Annotated in this window: 17 protein-coding genes; 9 read left to right on the top strand and 8 right to left on the bottom strand. The window is 63.9% G+C overall.

The window, feature by feature from the left end; translation table 11 throughout:
* Positions 1-226: 226 nt before the first annotated feature.
* Entirely contained in the window at positions 227-649 is a 423-nt protein-coding gene (locus KT882_RS06360) for an OsmC family protein (protein ID WP_093552311.1), read from the top strand.
* Positions 650-746: 97 nt separating this feature from the next.
* Here the strand turns inward: KT882_RS06360 and coq7 are convergent, their stop codons facing one another.
* On the bottom strand, positions 747-1,391 hold the full coding sequence (gene coq7, locus KT882_RS06355) for a 2-polyprenyl-3-methyl-6-methoxy-1,4-benzoquinone monooxygenase (RefSeq protein ID WP_228894995.1): 645 nt from the start codon (positions 1,389-1,391) through the stop codon (positions 747-749).
* A 35-nt stretch (positions 1,392-1,426) separates the two neighbouring features.
* The gene (locus KT882_RS06350; RefSeq protein WP_161071696.1) at positions 1,427-1,882 is read right to left on the bottom strand and encodes a hypothetical protein; all 456 of its coding nucleotides are present in this window, start codon (positions 1,880-1,882) and stop codon (positions 1,427-1,429) included.
* Positions 1,883-1,980: 98 nt separating this feature from the next.
* Here KT882_RS06350 and KT882_RS06345 point away from each other — a divergent pair, with 98 nt between their 5' ends.
* The 4 genes from KT882_RS06345 to KT882_RS06330 all read left to right on the top strand — a co-directional run bounded on the left by KT882_RS06345 (position 1,981) and on the right by KT882_RS06330 (position 8,604).
* Complete coding sequence (locus KT882_RS06345; protein WP_161071697.1) at positions 1,981-2,760, top strand: ABC transporter ATP-binding protein; 780 nt, start codon at positions 1,981-1,983, stop codon at positions 2,758-2,760.
* 3 nt (positions 2,761-2,763) lie between these two features.
* Entirely contained in the window at positions 2,764-3,960 is a 1,197-nt protein-coding gene (locus KT882_RS06340; protein WP_228894993.1) for an ABC transporter permease, read from the top strand.
* A gap of 167 nt (positions 3,961-4,127) precedes the next feature.
* Positions 4,128-5,021 carry an ABC transporter ATP-binding protein gene (locus tag KT882_RS06335; RefSeq protein ID WP_161071699.1) on the top strand — a complete coding sequence of 298 codons (894 nt, stop codon included), beginning with the start codon at positions 4,128-4,130 and terminating at the stop codon, positions 5,019-5,021.
* A 10-nt stretch (positions 5,022-5,031) separates the two neighbouring features.
* Positions 5,032-8,604, top strand: a complete 3,573-nt coding sequence (locus KT882_RS06330) for an ABC transporter permease/M1 family aminopeptidase (RefSeq protein WP_161071700.1) — start codon at positions 5,032-5,034, stop codon at positions 8,602-8,604.
* Here the strand turns inward: KT882_RS06330 and KT882_RS06325 are convergent, their stop codons facing one another.
* Complete coding sequence (locus tag KT882_RS06325; RefSeq protein ID WP_161071701.1) at positions 8,605-9,024, bottom strand: hypothetical protein; 420 nt, start codon at positions 9,022-9,024, stop codon at positions 8,605-8,607.
* A gap of 112 nt (positions 9,025-9,136) precedes the next feature.
* Positions 9,137-10,768 (bottom strand): methyl-accepting chemotaxis protein, encoded by a 1,632-nt coding sequence (locus KT882_RS06320; RefSeq protein WP_161071702.1) that lies wholly within the window; start codon positions 10,766-10,768, stop codon positions 9,137-9,139.
* Positions 10,769-11,075: 307 nt separating this feature from the next.
* On the opposite strand from KT882_RS06320, the gene KT882_RS06315 reads away from it, so the two are divergent.
* Together KT882_RS06315 and KT882_RS06310 are read left to right on the top strand one after the other, a co-directional pair.
* Positions 11,076-11,735, top strand: coding sequence for a hypothetical protein (locus KT882_RS06315; RefSeq protein WP_228894990.1), 660 nt, complete (start codon positions 11,076-11,078; stop codon positions 11,733-11,735).
* On the top strand, positions 11,735-12,454 hold the full coding sequence (locus tag KT882_RS06310) for a hypothetical protein (protein WP_161071704.1): 720 nt from the start codon (positions 11,735-11,737) through the stop codon (positions 12,452-12,454). The genes KT882_RS06315 and KT882_RS06310 overlap by 1 nt, the downstream gene beginning before the upstream one ends.
* Here KT882_RS06310 and KT882_RS06305 read toward each other — a convergent pair.
* On the bottom strand, positions 12,438-12,854 hold the full coding sequence (locus tag KT882_RS06305; RefSeq protein ID WP_161071705.1) for a hypothetical protein: 417 nt from the start codon (positions 12,852-12,854) through the stop codon (positions 12,438-12,440). The genes KT882_RS06310 and KT882_RS06305 overlap by 17 nt on opposite strands.
* A 149-nt stretch (positions 12,855-13,003) precedes the next feature.
* On the opposite strand from KT882_RS06305, the gene KT882_RS06300 reads away from it, so the two are divergent.
* Positions 13,004-13,192, top strand: a complete 189-nt coding sequence (locus tag KT882_RS06300) for a hypothetical protein (protein WP_161071706.1) — start codon at positions 13,004-13,006, stop codon at positions 13,190-13,192.
* A complete protein-coding gene (locus KT882_RS06295) occupies positions 13,177-13,485 on the top strand; it encodes a type II toxin-antitoxin system RelE/ParE family toxin (protein ID WP_161071707.1) in 309 nt (102 codons plus the stop codon). The genes KT882_RS06300 and KT882_RS06295 overlap by 16 nt, the downstream gene beginning before the upstream one ends.
* Positions 13,486-13,512: 27 nt before the next feature.
* Here the strand turns inward: KT882_RS06295 and KT882_RS06290 are convergent, their stop codons facing one another.
* The 3 genes from KT882_RS06290 to dprA all read right to left on the bottom strand — a co-directional run bounded on the left by KT882_RS06290 (position 13,513) and on the right by dprA (position 18,155).
* A complete protein-coding gene (locus KT882_RS06290) occupies positions 13,513-16,212 on the bottom strand; it encodes a DNA topoisomerase III (RefSeq protein ID WP_161071708.1) in 2,700 nt (899 codons plus the stop codon).
* 175 nt (positions 16,213-16,387) lie between these two features.
* Complete coding sequence (locus KT882_RS06285) at positions 16,388-16,852, bottom strand: DUF494 family protein (protein WP_161071709.1); 465 nt, start codon at positions 16,850-16,852, stop codon at positions 16,388-16,390.
* A gap of 52 nt (positions 16,853-16,904) precedes the next feature.
* On the bottom strand, positions 16,905-18,155 hold the full coding sequence (dprA, locus tag KT882_RS06280) for a DNA-processing protein DprA (RefSeq protein ID WP_228894989.1): 1,251 nt from the start codon (positions 18,153-18,155) through the stop codon (positions 16,905-16,907).
* Between the last annotated feature and the right edge of the window lies 1 nt (position 18,156).

Raw genomic sequence — 18,156 nt, 5'->3', positions numbered from 1 at the left:
ACCTGTATGAAAGGGATAGATGGAGAAGCGGACGCGCATCAGTATGCGAGATTGCGTGGCTGACGGCAATAATTATGTTGCAGTGCATTGCAGATGAATACCCACTGGCGATTGGCTCTTTTTCAGCGGAAGATGCGGCACCGCAACAAGGAGTAGATGCTGGCGCAAAGCGCGGCCGGCTTTGCTCCATTACAATAGTGGCAAAGTTTTTTTACGGAGAGATGAAATGGAATGCAAAGTCAGCTGGAACGGCCCGTCCGGGATGAGTTTCTTGGCCCAGACCGGCTCCGGCCACCTGGTGAATATGGACGGGGCGCCGGAGGGCGGCGGCCACAACCTGGCGCCGCGCCCGATGGAGATGGTGTTGCTGGGCACGGGCGGCTGCACCGCCTATGACGTGGTGCTGATCCTGAAGCGCGGCCGCGAAGACGTGCGCGGCTGCGACGTGACGCTGAAGGCTGAACGCGCCGATACCGATCCGAAAGTGTTCACCAAGATCCATTTCCACTTCACCGTGACCGGCAAGAACCTGAAGCAGACCACGGTGGAGCGCGCGGTGTCGCTGTCGCACGACAAGTACTGCTCGGCGTCCATCATGCTGGCCAAGACTGCCGAGATCACGCATTCCTACGAGATCGTGGAAGGCTGAGATGGCGGGTTACGCTACGCTAACCCGCCCTACGCAATGGTCCGGAATTTGGTGAATTCGTAGGGCGGGTTAGGGCGGAGCCCGTAACCCGCCGGCATTAAATGTAATACGCGGTACTGGTCATCAGCTTGCCCATGGCCGTCATGGCCAGGCGCGCCGGCAGGGGCGCGGTTTCCGCCCCCATCTCCTGCGCGGCGGCGCCGTGCGCCACCTCGTCCACCCGCATCTGCTCGACAATGGCGCGCGACTTGGCGTCCTGCGGCGGCAGCTTGTCCAGGTGGCTGGCCAGATGCGCCTCCACCTGGCGCTCGGTCTCCACCACAAAGCCCAGGCTGCGCGCGTCGCCCAGCACGGCTGCCACCGTGCCCAGCGCATAGGCGCCCGCATAAAACAGCGGATTGAGCACGCTGATCTGCGAGCCCAGCTCGCCCAGGCGCTGCGCGGTCCAGGCCAGGTGGTCCTCTTCCTCGCGCGAGGCAACTTCAAACTGCCGGCGGATCTCCTCGCTGCGCGCAAAGCGCCCTTGCGAGTTGTACAGCGCCTGCGCCATCACTTCGCCCACGTGGTTCACGCGCATCAGCCCGGCGGCGTGGCGCTGCTCGGACTCGCTCAGCGCCGCATCGGCCGCATGTGCGGCGGGATTCGGGCGCGAGGCCGAGGCCACGCCAGCCACCACGCGCAGCGCCTTGTCGGCGCTGGCAATGAAACGGTCCAGTGGAGTATGGAAATGGTTTGCTGCCATGGTGTTCTGCTCAAGCTGGTTCAGAAGGCACCATTTTACACCCCGCCCTCCCTCTCCTCGCGCAGGATGCGCTGGCGCTCTATCCAGTCCGCCACCGGCCCGCGCACGTCGATGCCGGACAAATCCTTGGCCACGCCCAGGTTCAGCCCCAGCAGGAAGGGAATGCTGTCGACCGGCACCGCGTCGCAATAGTCGCTGAAGGCGCGCAGGAAGCGCGCAGACTCCACCACCTTGATCACCTTTTCGCCGCTCAGGTACTGCAGGATGCTGGTGATGCTGTGGCCCTTGCCAATGGCATGGTAGATGAAGCGGTTGTATTCCTTGTCCAGGCGCTTGAAGTCCAGGGTCTCCTTGGTCATCAGTCCGGACAGGTAATGCAGGCCCAGCGCCACCCGGAAGAAACCGGTGGCTTCGGACACGGTGGTGCCGCAGCGCGTTACCGCGAGGATCTTTTCCTTGGTGGCTGTGTCGATCAACAGACTGTTTTTCATAGTGGCACGACTATAGCAAGACAAAACCATTTTGTATCTTGCATGTGAGAATTTTGGCATGCTACCCTTGCTCACCATATTTACAACAGGACAATAAAATGCTCGCAGTTCAGGGCTTGGCCAAGCGCTTCCAGCTGCCCCGGCAGAAGGGCGCCGCGCCGGCCACGCGCGACCCGCGCGGCCACGACGGCTGGTTCCACGCGGTGCGCGACGTGAGTTTCAGCTGCGCGCCCGGCGAAGTGCTGGGCCTGCTCGGCCCCAACGGCGCCGGCAAGACCACCACCCTGCGCCTGCTGTCGACCGCGCTCAAGGCGGACGCCGGCAAGGCCCTGGTGAACGGCGTGGATCTGCTGCAACAGCCGCTGCTGGCGCGCCAGCAGATCGGCTTCCTGTCCGGCTCAACCGGGCTGTACGGGCGCCTGACGGCGCGCGAGAACGTCGAGTATTTCGGCCGCCTGCACGGCATGGACAGCGCCCACCTGAAGCGCCGCTGCGATTATCTGTTCGAGCTGCTGCAGATGCAGGACTATGGCAGCAAGCGCGCCGACCAGCTCTCCACCGGCATGAAACAGAAGTGCGCCATCGCCCGCACCGTGGTGCACGAGCCACAGATTGTGATCCTGGACGAGCCCACCACCGGCCTGGACGTGATGTCCTCCAAGATCCTGCTGGACTTCATCGCCAGCTACAAGGCGCTGCGCATTCCGCTGGTGTTCTCCACCCACCACCTGCACGAGGTGGAAAAACTGTGCGACCGCGTCTGCATCATCAACCACGGCAAGACCGCCTTCAACGGCACGGTCGATGAGCTGCGCCACCTGGGCGGCAGCGCCGACCTGTACGACGCCTTTATCGGCGTCATCAACCGCGAGGACTGAGCCATGTGGACCATTTACCTCAAGGAAATCCTGGAGCTGGCGCGCGACCGCAAGACCTTTATCTTCACCGTGCTGATACCGGTGCTGGCCATGCCGCTGATCATGGGCGGCTTCAGCTATGTGTCCACCAATCTGTTCAACAAGGCGCGCACCGCCGAGCTGACCTACGCCATGTTCGGCAAGGAATACGCGCCCGGCCTGGCGCAGCGTTTCACGGCCGAGCGCGGCTTCCGCGAAGTGCCGCTGGCCTCGCCCGAGCAGATCCGCAACGCCATCGACAAGGACGTGATCAAGTTTGCGCTGGTGATCCCGCCGGCCTACCAGCAGCGCCTGCAAGGCAAGGAGCAGGCCAGCGTGGCGCTGCACTACAACAGCGCGGTGAGCATGGACGTGATCCGCAAGCGCGTGTCGGCCGAGCTGGACGCGGTCAACGCCGAGCTGCGCGAGCACGAGCTGTCCGCGCTTAACCTGAGCAAGAAGCAGCTCCGCTTCGCCCTCAATCCCGTCATGCTGGAGGAGCGCTCCACGGCGGGCAAGCGCGAGCAGATGGGCGCCGTGCTGGGCGGCCTGCTGCCCTACTTCCTGCTGATGGGCTGCCTGATGGCAGCCATGTACCCGGCCATCGACATGGGCGCCGGGGAAAAGGAACGCGGCACGCTGGAAACGCTGCTGCTGGCGCCGGTGCCGCGCAGCTCCATCGTGCTGGCCAAATTCCTGGTGCTGTTCAGCATAGGCCTGACCTCGTCCCTGCTCATGGTGGGCAGCATGAGCGTGCTGCTGTTCGCCTTCGGCAGCGCGGCGCCGGCCGGCGTGGCCGCCATGGTCAGCTCCATCGGCGCGCTGGACATGGCCATGCTGGCGCTGATGCTGGCGCCCACCGCCGCCATCTTCGCCTCGGTGCTGCTGTCGCTGTCCATCTACGCCAAGAGCTACAAGGAGGCGGCCGGGCTGATCTCGCCGCTGATGCTGCTGTCCCTGCTGCCGGTGATGGTGGCCCTGCTGCCGGGCGTGGAACTGAACTGGCTGTGGGCCATGGTGCCGCTGACCAATGTGGCGCTGGCCATGAAGGAACTGGTCAAGGGCACCATGGACTACCGCATGTTCGCCGTGATCCTGGTGTCGAGCGCGGTCACGGCAGGCGCGCTGCTGGCCCTGTGCCGCTGGTGGTTCAGCCGCGAACAAGTGCTGTTCCGCAACTAGCCGCACGCGGTTCGCCCGGTAGCCCGTTCCCCGCTTTGGGCGCTCTGGAACCCTGATTTTGCCGACTGTCGCAATGAAGCCACCGCTCAGCGGCAATTTCAATACAATGCCAACATTGAATAGTGGTATGTCCTGTTGCGGTGCAGCAGGACACGACAGGAGTCAGCATGGAATTACGCATTCGCAATTTGTCCAAGACTTACGCCAACGGGGTGGTGGCGCTGGACAATATTTCGCTCACGATACCGGCCGGGATGTTCGGCTTGCTGGGGCCTAACGGCGCCGGCAAGTCCACCCTGATGCGGACGCTGGCGACGCTGCAGGAATGCGATTCCGGCTCGGTCTTCCTGGGCGAGCTGGACGTGCTGGACGAGAAGGACGAAATCCGCCGCCTGCTGGGCTATCTGCCGCAGGACTTCGGCGTCTATCCCAAGGTGTCCGCCTACGAGCTGCTGGACCATTTCGCGGTGCTCAAAGGCCTGTCCAGCCGCGCCCGCCGGCGCGAAGTGGTGGACGGCCTGCTGCAGCAGACCAATCTGTTCGAGGTGCGCCACCAGAAGCTGGGCACCTTCTCGGGCGGCATGCGGCAGCGCTTCGGCATCGCCCAGGCGCTGCTGGGCGACCCGAAACTGATTATCGTGGACGAACCCACGGCCGGCCTGGACCCGCAGGAACGCGTGCGCTTCCACAACCTCCTGTCCGACATCGGCGAAGACCGCACCGTGATCCTGTCCACCCACATCGTCAGCGACGTGGCCGACCTGTGCGCCAATATGGCCATTATCAACAAGGGCCATCTGCTGCTCACCGGCCAGACCCAGCAGCTGATCGACGACATCAGCTGCAAGATCTGGGCGCGCTTCGTGGACAAGCGCGACCTGCAGCAGTTCCAGACCCGCCATGCCGTGATCTCGACCCGTCTGCTGTCCGGCCGCACGCTGATCCACGTCTACAGCGACGACGATCCGGGCGACGGTTTCGAGGAAGCCATCGGCGACCTGGAAGACCTGTACTTCGCCACCATCGCCGGCCGCCACAACGCCGCCGACAGCTGCGATTAAGGCGGCCAACATGCTTGCCATCGCCTTGTTCGAAGCGCGCCAGCGCCTCAAGCTGCTGTCCACCTGGGTTTATTTCGGCATGTTTTTGCTGCTGGCCATGCTGTGGATGGCGGCCGCCGGCGGCGTGTTCAAGGAAGCCGTGGTCACCTTCGGCGGCCGCGTGTTCATCAACGCCCCGCGCTCCATCATGTTCACCGCCAGCTTCCTCGGCTGCCTGGGCGTGATCGTGGTGGCCGCCATGATGGGCCGCTCGGTGCAGCAGGACTTCGAATATGACATGCACCACTTCTTCTTCAGCGCGCCCATCCGCAAGTACCAGTACATGCTGGGCCGCTTCATCGGCGCCTACCTGACCTTGGCGGTGGTGTTCGCGTCCATCCTGCTGGGCGCCTGGCTGGGCACCTTCATTCCCGGCGTCGATCCAGAACGGCTGGGCAATCCGCCGCTGGCGGCCTGGCTGATACCCTACTTCGTCACGCTGCTGCCCAATCTGTTCATCTTCGGCGCCATCTTCTTCGTGCTGGCCGCGCTCACGCGGCGCATGCTGCCGGTCTATATTTCCAGCGTGGTGATGCTGATCGGCTACATCGTCGCCCCCGGCCTGGCGCGCGACCTGGACTACAAGACGCTGGCCGCGCTGATCGACCCCTTCGGCACCGCCGCCGCCATCAACCTGACCGAATACTGGCCCATCGCCGAGCGCAACACGCGCCTGGTGCTGCCGGAAGGCGTGTACCTGCTGAACCGCGTGATCTGGACCTCGTTCTCGGTGGTGGTGCTGTTGCTGGGCTACTGGCGCTTCCGCTTTGTCAGCAGCATAGACAGCGGCAAGGCCGACGCGCGCGGCGACGCCGAACCGCAGTTGCGCATCAGCCAGGCGGCCAGCCACACGCACGAGGCGCCGGACTTCAAGTCGCGCAGCCTGGGCCTGCTGCTGCTGAAAAACATCTACCTGAACCTGCGCGAAACCGTGAAGAATGTCTACTTCCTGGTGATCGTGCTGGCCGGCGTGCTGACCATGTTCGCCGGCGCGCTGGACATGGGCTCCATGTACGGCACCAAGACCTACCCGGTCACCTACATGGTGCTGGAAATGGTGTCGGAAACCTTCGCGCTGTTCATGCTGGTGCTCACCACCTTCTACGCGGGCGAGCTGGTGTGGCGCGAGCGCGAGAACCGCATGGCGCAGATGCTGGACGCGCTGCCGGTGCCAAGCTGGCTGCCGCTGCTGTCCAAGCTGTTCGCGCTGATCGGCCTGCAGGCGCTGCTGATGCTGGTGGTGATGTTGTGCGGCATGACGATACAGATCTTCCACGGCTACTTCCAGCTTGAACCCGGCTTGTACTTCCAGCACCTGTACACCGTGCAGCTGCCGTCCTACGCGCTGGTGGCGGTGCTGGCGATTGCCGCGCAGGTGCTGATCAACCACAAATACATGGCGCACTTCGCCATGATCCTGTACTACGTAGCCAGCATCACCCTGCCCTCGCTGGGGATGGAACATCCCATGCTGGTGTACGGCACCTCGCCCAGCTTCGTCTACTCGGCCATGAACGGCTACGGCCACTACCTGGTGCGCGAGCGCTGGTTCGAGCTGTACTGGAGCGGCGCGGCGCTGATCCTGGTGGTGCTGTCGCTGCTGTTCTGGGCGCGCGGCAACAACACCGAATGGCGCCAGCGCGTCTCGCTGGCGCGCCATGCGCTGACCATGCCGGTGCTGGCCTCGCTGGCCCTGGGCGTGAGCATCTTCCTGGGCGCCGGCGGCGTGCTGTTCTACAACCTGCACATCGCAAACAACTACAAGTCCGCCTACCGCCAGCTGGCCGAGCGCGCGGACTATGAACGCAAATACAAGCAGCTGGCCGATGTGGCGCAGCCGCGCATCACGGACGTGCGGCTGGGCGTGGCCATCGAGCCGGAAAAGCGCCGCCTGCAGGTGAAGGGCCGCTACATGCTCGAGAACAAGAGCGCGCAGCCCATCAGCGAAATCTACGTCACGCAGGACACGACGGCCGACATGCAGCCGCTGCGCTTCGGCCAGGTGGCGCACCTGAAAACCAGGGATGAGCAGCTGGGCGTGTACAGCTACACCCTGTCCACGCCGCTGGCGCCGGGCGCGCGCATGCCGCTGGAATTCGAACTGGTGTACGCGCCCAAGGGCATCCTCGGCCTGGGCCAGGACACGCCGGTGGTGGGCAACGGCACCTTCTTCAACAACACCAAGCTGCCGCACATCGGCTACCAGCGCCAGGCCGAGCTGACCGATCCGCGCGACCGCAAGCGCCACGGCCTGCCGGCGCAGGAACGCGCCCTGCCGCGCGACGATCCCAAAGGCCTGGCCAACAACTACATCGGCAGCGACGCCGACTGGGTGACCTTCGACGCCGTGGTCAGCACCAGCGCCGACCAGACCGCCGTGGCGCCCGGCACGCTGGAAAAGGAATGGAAAGCCAAGGGCCGGCGCTACTTCCACTACAAGATGGACAAGCCCATCCTGAACTTCTACGCCTTCCAGTCGGCCCGCTACGCCGTCAAGCATGACTGGTGGCAGGACGTGGGCATCGAAATCTACTACCAGCCCGGCCACGAATACAATCTGGACCGCATGGCCAAGGGCGTGAAGGACGCGCTGGAGTACTACACCAGGAACTACAGCCCCTACCAGCACAAGGTGGTGCGCATTGTGGAGTTCCCGCGCTACGCCGCGTTCGCGCAGTCCTTCCCGAACACCATCCCGTATTCGGAAAGCGTGGGCTTCATCGCCAAGGTGGACGACAAGAACCCCAAGGACGTGGACTACCCCTTCTACGTGACGGCGCATGAAGTGGCGCATCAATGGTGGGCGCACCAGCTGGTGGGCGGCGACACGCGCGGCGCCACCGTGCTGAGCGAAACCCTGTCCGAGTACTCGGCGCTGATGGTGATGAAGAAGCAGTACGGCGCCGACAAGATGCGCCGCTTCCTGCGCTACGACCTGAACCACTACCTGATGGGCCGCGCGCTGGAGAACAAGAAGGAGCTGCCGCTGGCGGACAACGAGAACCAGCCCTACATCCACTACCGCAAAGGCAGCCTGGCCATGTACCAGCTACAGGACATCCTGGGCGAGGAGCGGGTGAACGGTGTGCTGAAGGGCCTGCTGGCGCAGCACGCCTTCCACACCGCGCCCTACCCCAGCGTGACGGTGCTGGTGGATGCGCTGCGCAAGATTGCGCAGCCGGACCAGGCTTACCTGATCGACGACCTGTTCAACGCCATCGTGCTGCACGACAGCCGCGCGCTGAGCGCTACGGCGCGCAAGCGTCCGGACGGCAAGTATGAGGTGACGCTGAAAGTCCACGCCAGCAAGCTGCGGGCGGACGAACTGGGCGCCGAGAAGGAAATGCCGATCCGCGACCTGATCGACGTGGGCGTGGACGACAAGGACGGCAACAGCCTGCTGCGCGAGCGCAAGCTGGTAACGCAAAAGCAAGCCACTTACACGCTGGTGGTCAGCGGCCGCCCGGCCAGGGCGGGCATCGATCCGGACAACAAACTGATCGACCGCAAGCCGGACGACAATATGATCGCCGTGGAGCAGTGATTACCTGAGCAGCATGGCCTTGCGGTAAGGCGCGATGGGCGGCTTGGGGAACTGCACCGCCGCGTAGGACTGGCGGAAGCAGGCCGCCTTGCCGTTTTCCACATCCGTCACAGTGCTGATGACTTTGCCGTTCGCGTCCAGCAGCAGCATGATGGTGACCGGATACTTGGACTTGCCGTGGCAGTTGCCGCGCTCGTCCAACTTCTGCGCGTTGTTGAAGGCGATGGACTCTTCCTCGTACTTGCTGACTTTCGGATTCGGGAACTGGGCGTTGAATTTCGCCATTTCCGTGGTGAACTCGGGGTTCTTCGGCGACGGCGCCTCGTCCTGGGCGGCGCTGGAGCCGGTCGGCGAGGTCTGGCAGGCAGCCAGCAGCAGGGCAGCGCACAAGGCGCTCAGTTTCAAGAAGGTATTTCGCATAATTTCTCCCAAAGCATGGTGTTGTTGTCACACTCTACACAGTTTGGGATTTATGCAGCGCACGCTGCAGAGCTGGCGGGTTACGCAGTACGCGCGTAACCCGCCAACCATATCAAGCGCTCAGGCGCAGCGCCTGCTGGTTCGCGGCGCGCGGCGCCACGGCGGCGGACTTGTGCAAAGTCAGCGCCGGCGCATGGCTGTACGGCTCGGACAACTTGAACACGCTCACCACGTCCGCCAGCGATTCCGCCTGCTCCTCCAGCGCGCCCGCGGCAGCGGCGGCCTCTTCCACCAGCGCCGCATTCTGCTGCGTCACATGGTCCATCTGGATAATCGCCTCATTGACCTGCTCGATGCCGGCGCTCTGCTCCATGCTGGCCGAGGTGATTTCGCCCATGATGTCGGTCACGCGCTTGATGCTGTCCACCACTTCGCTCATGGTCATGCCGGCCTGTTCGACCAGCTTGCTGCCGTTCTCAACCTTGCCCACCGAGTCGTCGATCAGCACCTTGATTTCCTTGGCGGCGGCGGCGCTGCGGTGCGCAAGGTTGCGCACTTCGCTGGCCACCACCGCAAAACCACGACCCTGTTCGCCTGCACGGGCGGCCTCTACGGCGGCGTTCAGCGCCAGGATGTTGGTCTGGAAAGCAATGCCGTCGATCACGCTGATGATGTCGACAATCTTGCGCGCCGAAGCATTGATCGATTCCATGGTGTCCACCACTTCGCCCACCACCTCGCCGCCGCGCTCGGCGACGTGCGACGCGGCCACGGCCAGCTGGTTGGCCTGGCGCGCATTGTCGGCGTTCTGCTTCACGGTCGAGGTCAGTTCTTCCATCGACGAGGCGGTCTCCTCCAGGCTGCCGGCCTGCTGCTCGGTGCGGCTGGACAGGTCCTGATTGCCGGCGGCGATCTGATGCGAGGCGGTGGCGATCTGGTCGGTGCCGGAGCGCACTTCGCTGACGATGAGCACCAGGCCGTCGTTCATGGTTTTGAGCGCCTGCAGCAACTTGCCGGTTTCGTCGCGGCTGTCGATCACGATATCGCTGCGCAAGTCATTGGCGGCCACGGCGGTGGCAACGTCCACGGCGCGGCGCAGCGGACGGGTGATGCCGGTGGTCAAACGCCAGGCGCACAGGCCGCCCAGCGCCAGCACGGCGGCGGCGAAGGCCAGCATGAAGCGGCGGTTTTCCTGGTAGCTGGCGTCGATACGGGCCGCGTTGGCGTCGATGCTCTGGCGCTGCATCACCAGCAGGCCGCTGAGCGCATCCAGATAGGCCTTGCCGTCGGGGATGAAATTCTTTTCCAGCAGCGCGGCGGCTTCCTCGAACTTGTCTTCCTTCTTCAGCGCAACAATGCCGTCGCGCGAGGCCACATAGCGCTTGCGCGCGGCGATCATGGTGGCGAACAGCTGCTTTTCCTCGTCGCTTTCGAGCAGCGGCTCAACCTTCTTTTGCAGCTCGTTCACTTCGCTGGAGGAAGCGGCGGCGTCGGCGGCAAAGAAGGGACCGAGGCTGGCGTCGCTGGACTTGGAAATGGCGGTGGTGCGGCGCACGCTGGTGTGGATCAGGCGGTACCAGTCAGAGATCATGCGTTCCTTGGCCAGCGGCTGCTGCATCATTTCGCTGGTGGCTTCGGCCACGGCCTGCATATGGCTCAGGCCTATCCAGGTCATCAGCATAGTTAGCAGCAAGACAAGTCCAAAGCCGCCGGCGAGGCGGGTACCGATTTTCAGGTTTTTCATTTTTTCTCTCGAACAAAAAAGTGGGACACAGGCGGACAAGCCGCGCCCCGGCTGAAAACAGGTGCCAGTGCGTCCATGGGAAACTACGATTGCAACAATGAGACAGCGTGCTGCTTGTGATAAAAAGCAACACTTAGTATTGACAGAACTGCTAGGGAAGGATAGGAGTGTAACACGGAGTTAAAATTAGTGCCTCGTGGAAACTACGTAGACGCGGACGCAAGCAGGGCTGTACGCTCCGCGTGCGCCCGAATACCATTACGGTATGAAAACATTCATCCATACCAGATGGCCGCGCGCAGCGGCAATGACTGCCGCCGCCTGCCTTCTCGCCGTTCAGGCAATCGCGGCCGGCCCCACTTTCGGCACCCACGGCATGGCGCTGTTCGGCGGCAAGGAGGGCTTGTACGCCTCGCACCTGCCCATGTTCCATGCGCCGCACGATTACCAGGTGGTGCTGCAAGTGCACGTGGCGGACGCCAGGCTGGACGCGGCGCTGAAAGGCCGGCTGGACGGCAAGACCGCGCTGTGGACCGTGGACCCGGAAAAATTCGAACTGGACAGGCTGGCGCCGGACGCCGCCTCGCCCCTGCGCCAGTTCAAGGCTGATCTGGTGCTCGGCCATTTCGAGCAAGGCGGCAAGACACAGTACAGGGCTGCAACATTGGTGGTGGATAAAGTCTTGCTGTTCCGGCCACTCTCGCCAGCCGAAAAAACAAACTCCACGGCAACTTATGTGCAAATTGGCAACGGCAAACAGCGTTACCTCATCAAGGAGATCGACAGCCGTCCCGATTTCGATCATATTGTTTCTTACCGTGCAGCATCGCATGCGCCATACGCACCGGCCACCATCGCCAAGAACGGCATGGCCGAACCGGACGCCAAAGCGCTCGCCGCCGCGCTGCAGGCAACGCCGTCCGCCATACGCGGCACGGTCTACTTCTATACCGACGACTTGCGGTGATGACAGTTCCTGCGATCTATCAAGGCTTGTGGCGGCGCACCGGCATCTGGCGCAGCAATGGCACCAGCGACCTGAGCACTCAGGTGTGGTGGTTCCAGTCCGCCAGCTTCCATATCGACCTGCGCATTCCGATCGACCGCCCGTCGCTGGACAGCCGCGCCCAGCTGGCGACGCTTGCGCCGGCGCAGCTGGCCCGTTTCAGCGCGCAAACCGGCTTTGCCGGCACTACCGTGGTGGCGGGCGAGCGCTGCGAATGGCGGCCCGAGATCGCCTTCCCCGCTCTCAGCGCCGAACTGGACGCGGGCTGGATGCGTTTCGACAGCGAGGACGCGGTCCACGAAACCGGCATTGACGCCAGCTACGATGAAGACTGGGTACGCATGGCGGGCGCGCCGATGCGCGGCGTGCGGCTGGTGCCGGTTGCGGCGGCGGGCGGCGCAGCGGTCGCCTACCTGATTATCGGCGAGCACTGGATGGCCTGGGCTTGCGGCAGCCCCGGCGACGCCTACTCCCCGACCACGCCGGACGCCAGCTCATGGGGCGAGTTCACGGTGCTGCACAAAGGCGGCGGCTGGCGCATTGCCGGCTCCAACTGCGCCTGGAAGGAAGGCCAGGAAGTGCCCGGCGCGGACGCGCTGGCCACGCAGCAGTTTTCGCCGGACGGCATCACCACCCTGCCCTTCGCCGACGGCCACTGGCGCGTCACGTCGCTGGCATAGGCGTTTCCAGCAACTCCGGCCACGCACACAGCAGCAAAAGCCAGACGGTGAAAGCGCTGAGCACCACCGCCAAAGACGTTGGCGGAAACTGGATCGGGCTGGTCATCAGCTTCGCCCAGGCCGCAAGCGGCACCAGCAGCAGCGCGAACGTGGCGCCCCGATAGGCGCGCTCCCGAGACCGGGCCCGCCACCCCACCGCGAACATCACAAACCCGGACGCCAGCAGGCACGCGCCGCCGATCACCAATACCATCATCTGCCACGGTGACGCCGTCGCCTCCTCGGAAGAAAACGCGTTGAGGACCAGCGCCAGCGGAATGGAAACAAAGAGCATGCCAAAGCCCAGAAGTGCGCAGCACAAGCGCGTGCAAATAACGGCAACCGAAGCGAAGATTTTCATTAGCTGTCCCTGATGATGTGAATCATGCAAGCATAGGGACGGCCTGTGAAGCCATGATGCGCTGCGTGTGAACCCTGCCGATTTAAGCAAGGTCAAAGTCCGAACCGGCCAGTTATACTAAAGTCATACAACGCACTGGGAGCATAGAAATGTCCACCGCCAAGCAGGAAATCATGAACTTGCTCGCGACCATGCCTGACGACTGCTCATTGGAAGACATCCTTTACAAGCTATACGTCATAGCCGAAATCAAGAGGAGCGACGACCATGTTGATGCCCACGGCACCATTTCGCACACTGAAGCGGAACGGCGGCTCAATAAATGGCTAAATCCGTAATTTGGTCTGAAAAAGCAATCGACGACCTCAACTCAATCGCCCACTACATTGCGCGCGACTCTACGCAAAATGCTTCGGCGGTTGTCAAAAAAATTCTGGCTACGGCGGCTAGCCTTAGCCAGTTTCCCCACTTGGGCGCCATCGTGCCTGAACTTGCCGATCCGGCGATACGCGAACGCAAAGTATTCCGCTACCGCATCATCTATCGGGTGCGCGCATCGGAAGCTCTTATCCTTGCCGTACTTCACAGCAGGCGCAGCTTCGTGTCGCTGCGCCGCAGGCTAAGGGAATAAAAAACGGGACCCGAAGGTCCCGTTTGCTTATTCCGCTGTGGCGGCGGCTTTTTTGGCGGCTGGCTTTTTGGCGGCCGGCTTGGCGGCGGCTTTTTTCGCGGCCGGCTTGGCTGCAGCTTTTTTCGCTGCCGGCTTCGCGGCGGCTTTCTTGGCCGCCACTTTCTTGGTCGGCGCCGCCGCTACCGCGGTTTCGCCTTCGGCGCCTTCCGCTTCGTCCGCCTTGCCCGCTTTCGGCTTGGCGCCCGGCTTGGCTTTGCGCTCTTCGAACTCGAAGCTGATCTTGCCGTCCTTGCCCTTGGTCAGGAAGGCCTTGAACGGACGGCGCGTGCGCTGCGAGACGAAGCCCGGCAGCAGATCGGTCTTGCCGTCGTTGAGCAGCTTGCTCATCTGCTCGGGCAGGATCTCCTGCTGCAGGATGATGCGGCCGCTGCGGAAGTCGCAGGTCTTGGGCTTGGCGACGCTGTGCTCGCACACATAGGCCAAGCCCATTTCGTACACATTGGCGGCGCATTTCGGGCACGGGCCGACCGGGGTCTGGCCGGTGAAGTCCACGCCTTCGCCGTCCTCGCCACCTTCGTCGTTCTGGCCAAAGTCGAACTCCAGCTTGAAGTTGCTGATGTCCTCGTCGCGCACGATGCGCAGGATGGCGGCGAACGGGCGGCCCATCTTGGAACGGAAGCCTTGCAGCGGACCGATGGTACGGTTCTTCAGCAGTTCTTCAACTTCCGCGATTTCAAACTGGCGGCTGCCCGGCGTTTTGCTCATCGAGAACTCGCACTTGGTGCAGGCGAAACGGCGGTAGTTCTCTTTCACCACGCTGTTGCAGTTCGGGCAAGGCGTGACCAGGGTGGCATAGTCGCCCGGAATGGTGTCGTTGTCGTATTCCTTGGCGCGCTTGACGATGATTTGCGTCATCTGGGCGATTTCGCGCATGAATTCCTCGCGCGAGATGCGTCCCTTTTCCATTTGCGACAGCTTGTATTCCCACTCGCCGGTCAGCTCCGGCGCCGTCAATTCGTTCACGCCCAGGCCGCGCAGCAGCGTCATCAGCTGCGACGCCTTGGCGGTCGGGATCAGTTCGCGGCCTTCGCGCAGCAGGTATTTCTCGCCCAGCAGGCCCTCGATAATGGCGGCGCGCGTTGCCGGCGTGCCCAGGCCTTTGCCGGCCATGGCGTCGCGCAGTTCGTCGGAGTCGACCAGCTTGCCCGCGCCTTCCATGGCGGACAGCAGCGTCGCTTCCGAGTAGCGCGCAGGCGGCTTGGTGACCAGGCCGTTCGGCGTGACCTTCTCGGTCTTGACCTTCTCGCCCTTGGCGACCGGCACCAGCATGCCGCTGCCTTCCTTGTCGTCGTCGCCGGCCGCGTCCTTGCCGTAGATCGCCATCCAGCCGGCGTTGGTCATGACCTTGCCTTCGGTCTTGAACTGGTGGCCGGACACTTCGGTGTAGCGGGTGGTGACCTGGAACTCGGCGGCCGGGAAGAACACGGCCATGAAGCGGCGCGTCACCAGGTCGTACAGTTTCTGTTCCGGCTCGGACAGGTTCTTCGGTGCGATGCCGGTCGGAATGATGGCAAAGTGATCCGAGATCTTGGTGTTGTCGAAGATGCGCTTGTTCGGCTTGACCCAGCCCTTGCTCAGGATCTGCTTGGAGAAGGTGTGGTAATTGTGGTTCTCGCCCAGCACGCCCAGCACTTCCTTGACGGTGTCCAGGTAGTCTTCCGGCAGGTGGCGCGAATCGGTACGCGGGTAGGTCAGCACCTTGTGCTTCTCGTACAGCGCCTGGGCCAGGCCCAGCGTGTTCTTGGCCGAGAAGCCGAAACGGCCGTTGGCCTCGCGCTGCAAGCTGGTCAGGTCGAACAGGCCGGGCGCCATCGAGGTGGTCGGCTTGGACTCTTCGGTGACATTGCCCTGCTTGCCGCGGCAGGCCAGCGCGATGCTGTCGGCGGCGGCCTTGGACCACAGGCGCTCGGCGCGTTTTTCCGGGTCGTGCTCGTCCTTCTTGAAGCCGGTGTCCATCCAGCGGCCTTCGTACACGCCGGCTGCGCAGATGAACTCGGCGCGCACTTCCCAGTAGTCGCGCGAGACGAATTTCTTGATCTTTTCTTCGCGCTCGACCACGATGGACAGGGTCGGCGTCTGCACGCGGCCCACGGTGGTCAGGTAGAAGCCGCCCTCTTTCGAGTTGAACGCGGTCATGGCGCGGGTGCCGTTGATGCCGATCAGCCAGTCCGCTTCCGAACGGCAGCGCGCGGCGTCCGCCAGCGGCAGCATTTCCTCGTCCGAGCGCAGGCTGTTGAAGCCTTCGCGGATGGCGTTGGGCGTCATCGACTGCAGCCACAGGCGCTGCACCGGCTGCTTGGCCTTGGCGTTCTGCGCAATCAGGCGGAAGATCAGCTCACCTTCGCGGCCCGCGTCGCATGCGTTGATCAGGCCGGTGACGTCCTTGCGTTTGATCAACTTGTTGAGCACTTTCAGGCGCGACTCGGTCTTGGCGATCGGATTCAGCGCGAAGTACGGCGGGATCATGGGCAGGTGGGCAAAGCTCCACTTGCCGCGCTTGACGTCGTGCTCTTCCGGCACCGCGATTTCCAGCAGGTGGCCGACGGCCGAGGACAGCACGTAGTCGTCGGACTCAAAGTACTCATCGTGCTTGGTAAAGCCGCCCAGCGACTTCGCGATATCGTTCGCGACAGATGGCTTCTCGGCGATGATGAGGGTTTTGCTCATATTTTGTATTCTCTTGTTTTTTTACTCTGGATTTGGCGCAGCATGCGCATCATACAGAACATTCTTATACCGCATGCTGAACTTTTGCAATCCCGCCAGGGTTGCTTCGGCTTGGCGGCACGGCGCTGCAGAGGGTGGTCTTGCGGTGCGCAAGCGGGGAACAACGGGAAGCGTGTCAGTGCAGCAGGCGCGGCATTTGATCTTCATCGGAACCGAACAGGTCGTCAAACATCAAGGCGTCCGGCTCCTTGCCCTGGCTCCACAGCAGCATCAGGACGATGACTTTCAGCTTGCCCAGCGACACCGGCACTTCCTCCAGCGCCAGCGCACGTTCGATGACGATTTCACGCTGCAGGGGCGACAGCACCTGGGCGCTTTCCAGGAACTGGATAAAGCCGATGGCGGCGGTGCCCAGCGCGTCCTGCTCCTCCTCCACATAGTAGCGGGTGCCGGTGGAGGCGGCCGTCAGCGTCTGTTCGACTCCCGCCATTTCATTCAGGTCGGTGAGCCAGACCAGCGCTTCGGAGATCTCCTCGTCGTCGAAACCGACGGCCGACAGTTTCCTTGCCAAGGCGGCCGGTTCCGGGCACGCATCGGGGCGGTAATAAGTCTCGTAGAGATAAACAAGGATGTCGAACATGGCGCTACTCTAACAGTTAAGAACGGCGAAACACAAGCCCTGCACCGCATCGTCACAGGCCCCGGCGGTGCAGGCGCTGAAAAATTCCTCCCGGCAATCGCTCGACCAGGCCGGCCAGTTCCAGCGCCAGCAGATGGCTGTGCGCGTCGGCGGCGGACAGGCCGGCCCGCAGCGCCAGCGCGTCGGCCGGGGCCGGATCATGCCCGAGCGCCAGCAGCAGCGCCTCCAGCTCGGCGCGCAGCTGCACGGTGGCCTGTTGCCGCTCGGCGCCGGCGCCCCGGGGCGCATCCGGCAACATATCCTCCAGCACGTCGGCGGCGGTTTCGACCAGCTTGGCCTGGCCGGCCCGTATCAGCGCGTGGCAGCCCTTGCTCAGCGTGGCGTGGATGGAACCGGGCACGGCGAACACCTCGCGGCCCTGGTTGAGCGCGTAGCGCGCGGTGATGAGCGAGCCCGACTGCGCCGCCGCCTCGATCACCAGCACGCCGCGCGCCAGGCCGCTGATGATGCGGTTGCGGCGCGGGAAATTGTCCGGCAGGGGCGGCGTGCCCAGCGGATATTCGCTGACGATGCAGCCTTCGGCGGCGATGCGCAGCGCCAGCTCGCGGTTGCGGGCCGGATACAGGCGGTCGATGCCGGTGCCCAGCACCGCCACCGTGCCGGCGCCCTCCGGTCCGGCCGCCAGCCCGCCCGCGTGGGCTGCCGCGTCTATGCCCAGCGCCAGCCCGGACACGATCACCAGCCCGGCGGCCGACAGTGCGGCGGCGAAGCGGTCCGCATTCTCCACGCCCTGCACGCTGGCGTTGCGCGCGCCGACGATGGCGGCCGCCGGCCGGTACAGCAGTTCGCGCCGCCCTCTTGTATACAGCAGCAGCGGCGCGGCGGGGATCTGGCGCAGCTGGGGCGGAAAAGCGGGATCGTCCAGCGCCATCAGCGCGTGGCCGGGCTGTTCCAGCCAGCGCAGCGTGGCGTCCGCCAGGCGCCCGGCCTCGTCCAGCAGCGCGGCCGGGGGCGAGCGCAGCGCCTGCACGGCGGGAGCGACCAGGCTGCCAGCAAGCACTTCGGCCAACACGCGGTGCAGATCGCCGGGCTCGGCCTGGAAAACGCGGTCGGGATGGGAAAATTCGGCGATCAGCTCGGCGCCGGCGGTCACGCCCACGCCGGGCGTAAGCTGCAGCCGCAGCCAGCTGGCGATGGCCGCGCGGCCCAAGACCCGGGGCGCGGCAAGGGCTGGCCCCGGGCCTGCGACGGCGGGGCTGGCGGCAGGCTGGCTGCCGCTGGCGGGGGGATCCGTGGCTTGCACG

The organism is Pseudoduganella aquatica (assembly GCF_020865585.1).
Lineage (GTDB): Bacteria > Pseudomonadota > Gammaproteobacteria > Burkholderiales > Burkholderiaceae_D > Rugamonas > Rugamonas aquatica_A.
The sequence above is the reverse complement of the archived record's forward strand: the minus strand, read 5'-3'. Positions and strand labels throughout refer to the sequence as shown.

Coding starts and splice junctions, on each gene's coding strand:
- KT882_RS06360 (WP_093552311.1), top strand. CDS start 227: ATGGAATGCAAAGTCAGCTGGAACGGCCCGTCCGGGATGAGTTTCTTG.
- coq7 (WP_228894995.1), bottom strand. CDS start 1,391: ATGGCAGCAAACCATTTCCATACTCCACTGGACCGTTTCATTGCCAGC.
- KT882_RS06350 (WP_161071696.1), bottom strand. CDS start 1,882: ATGAAAAACAGTCTGTTGATCGACACAGCCACCAAGGAAAAGATCCTC.
- KT882_RS06345 (WP_161071697.1), top strand. CDS start 1,981: ATGCTCGCAGTTCAGGGCTTGGCCAAGCGCTTCCAGCTGCCCCGGCAG.
- KT882_RS06340 (WP_228894993.1), top strand. CDS start 2,764: ATGTGGACCATTTACCTCAAGGAAATCCTGGAGCTGGCGCGCGACCGC.
- KT882_RS06335 (WP_161071699.1), top strand. CDS start 4,128: ATGGAATTACGCATTCGCAATTTGTCCAAGACTTACGCCAACGGGGTG.
- KT882_RS06330 (WP_161071700.1), top strand. CDS start 5,032: ATGCTTGCCATCGCCTTGTTCGAAGCGCGCCAGCGCCTCAAGCTGCTG.
- KT882_RS06325 (WP_161071701.1), bottom strand. CDS start 9,024: ATGCGAAATACCTTCTTGAAACTGAGCGCCTTGTGCGCTGCCCTGCTG.
- KT882_RS06320 (WP_161071702.1), bottom strand. CDS start 10,768: ATGAAAAACCTGAAAATCGGTACCCGCCTCGCCGGCGGCTTTGGACTT.
- KT882_RS06315 (WP_228894990.1), top strand. CDS start 11,076: ATGACTGCCGCCGCCTGCCTTCTCGCCGTTCAGGCAATCGCGGCCGGC.
- KT882_RS06310 (WP_161071704.1), top strand. CDS start 11,735: ATGACAGTTCCTGCGATCTATCAAGGCTTGTGGCGGCGCACCGGCATC.
- KT882_RS06305 (WP_161071705.1), bottom strand. CDS start 12,854: ATGAAAATCTTCGCTTCGGTTGCCGTTATTTGCACGCGCTTGTGCTGC.
- KT882_RS06300 (WP_161071706.1), top strand. CDS start 13,004: ATGTCCACCGCCAAGCAGGAAATCATGAACTTGCTCGCGACCATGCCT.
- KT882_RS06295 (WP_161071707.1), top strand. CDS start 13,177: ATGGCTAAATCCGTAATTTGGTCTGAAAAAGCAATCGACGACCTCAAC.
- KT882_RS06290 (WP_161071708.1), bottom strand. CDS start 16,212: ATGAGCAAAACCCTCATCATCGCCGAGAAGCCATCTGTCGCGAACGAT.
- KT882_RS06285 (WP_161071709.1), bottom strand. CDS start 16,852: ATGTTCGACATCCTTGTTTATCTCTACGAGACTTATTACCGCCCCGAT.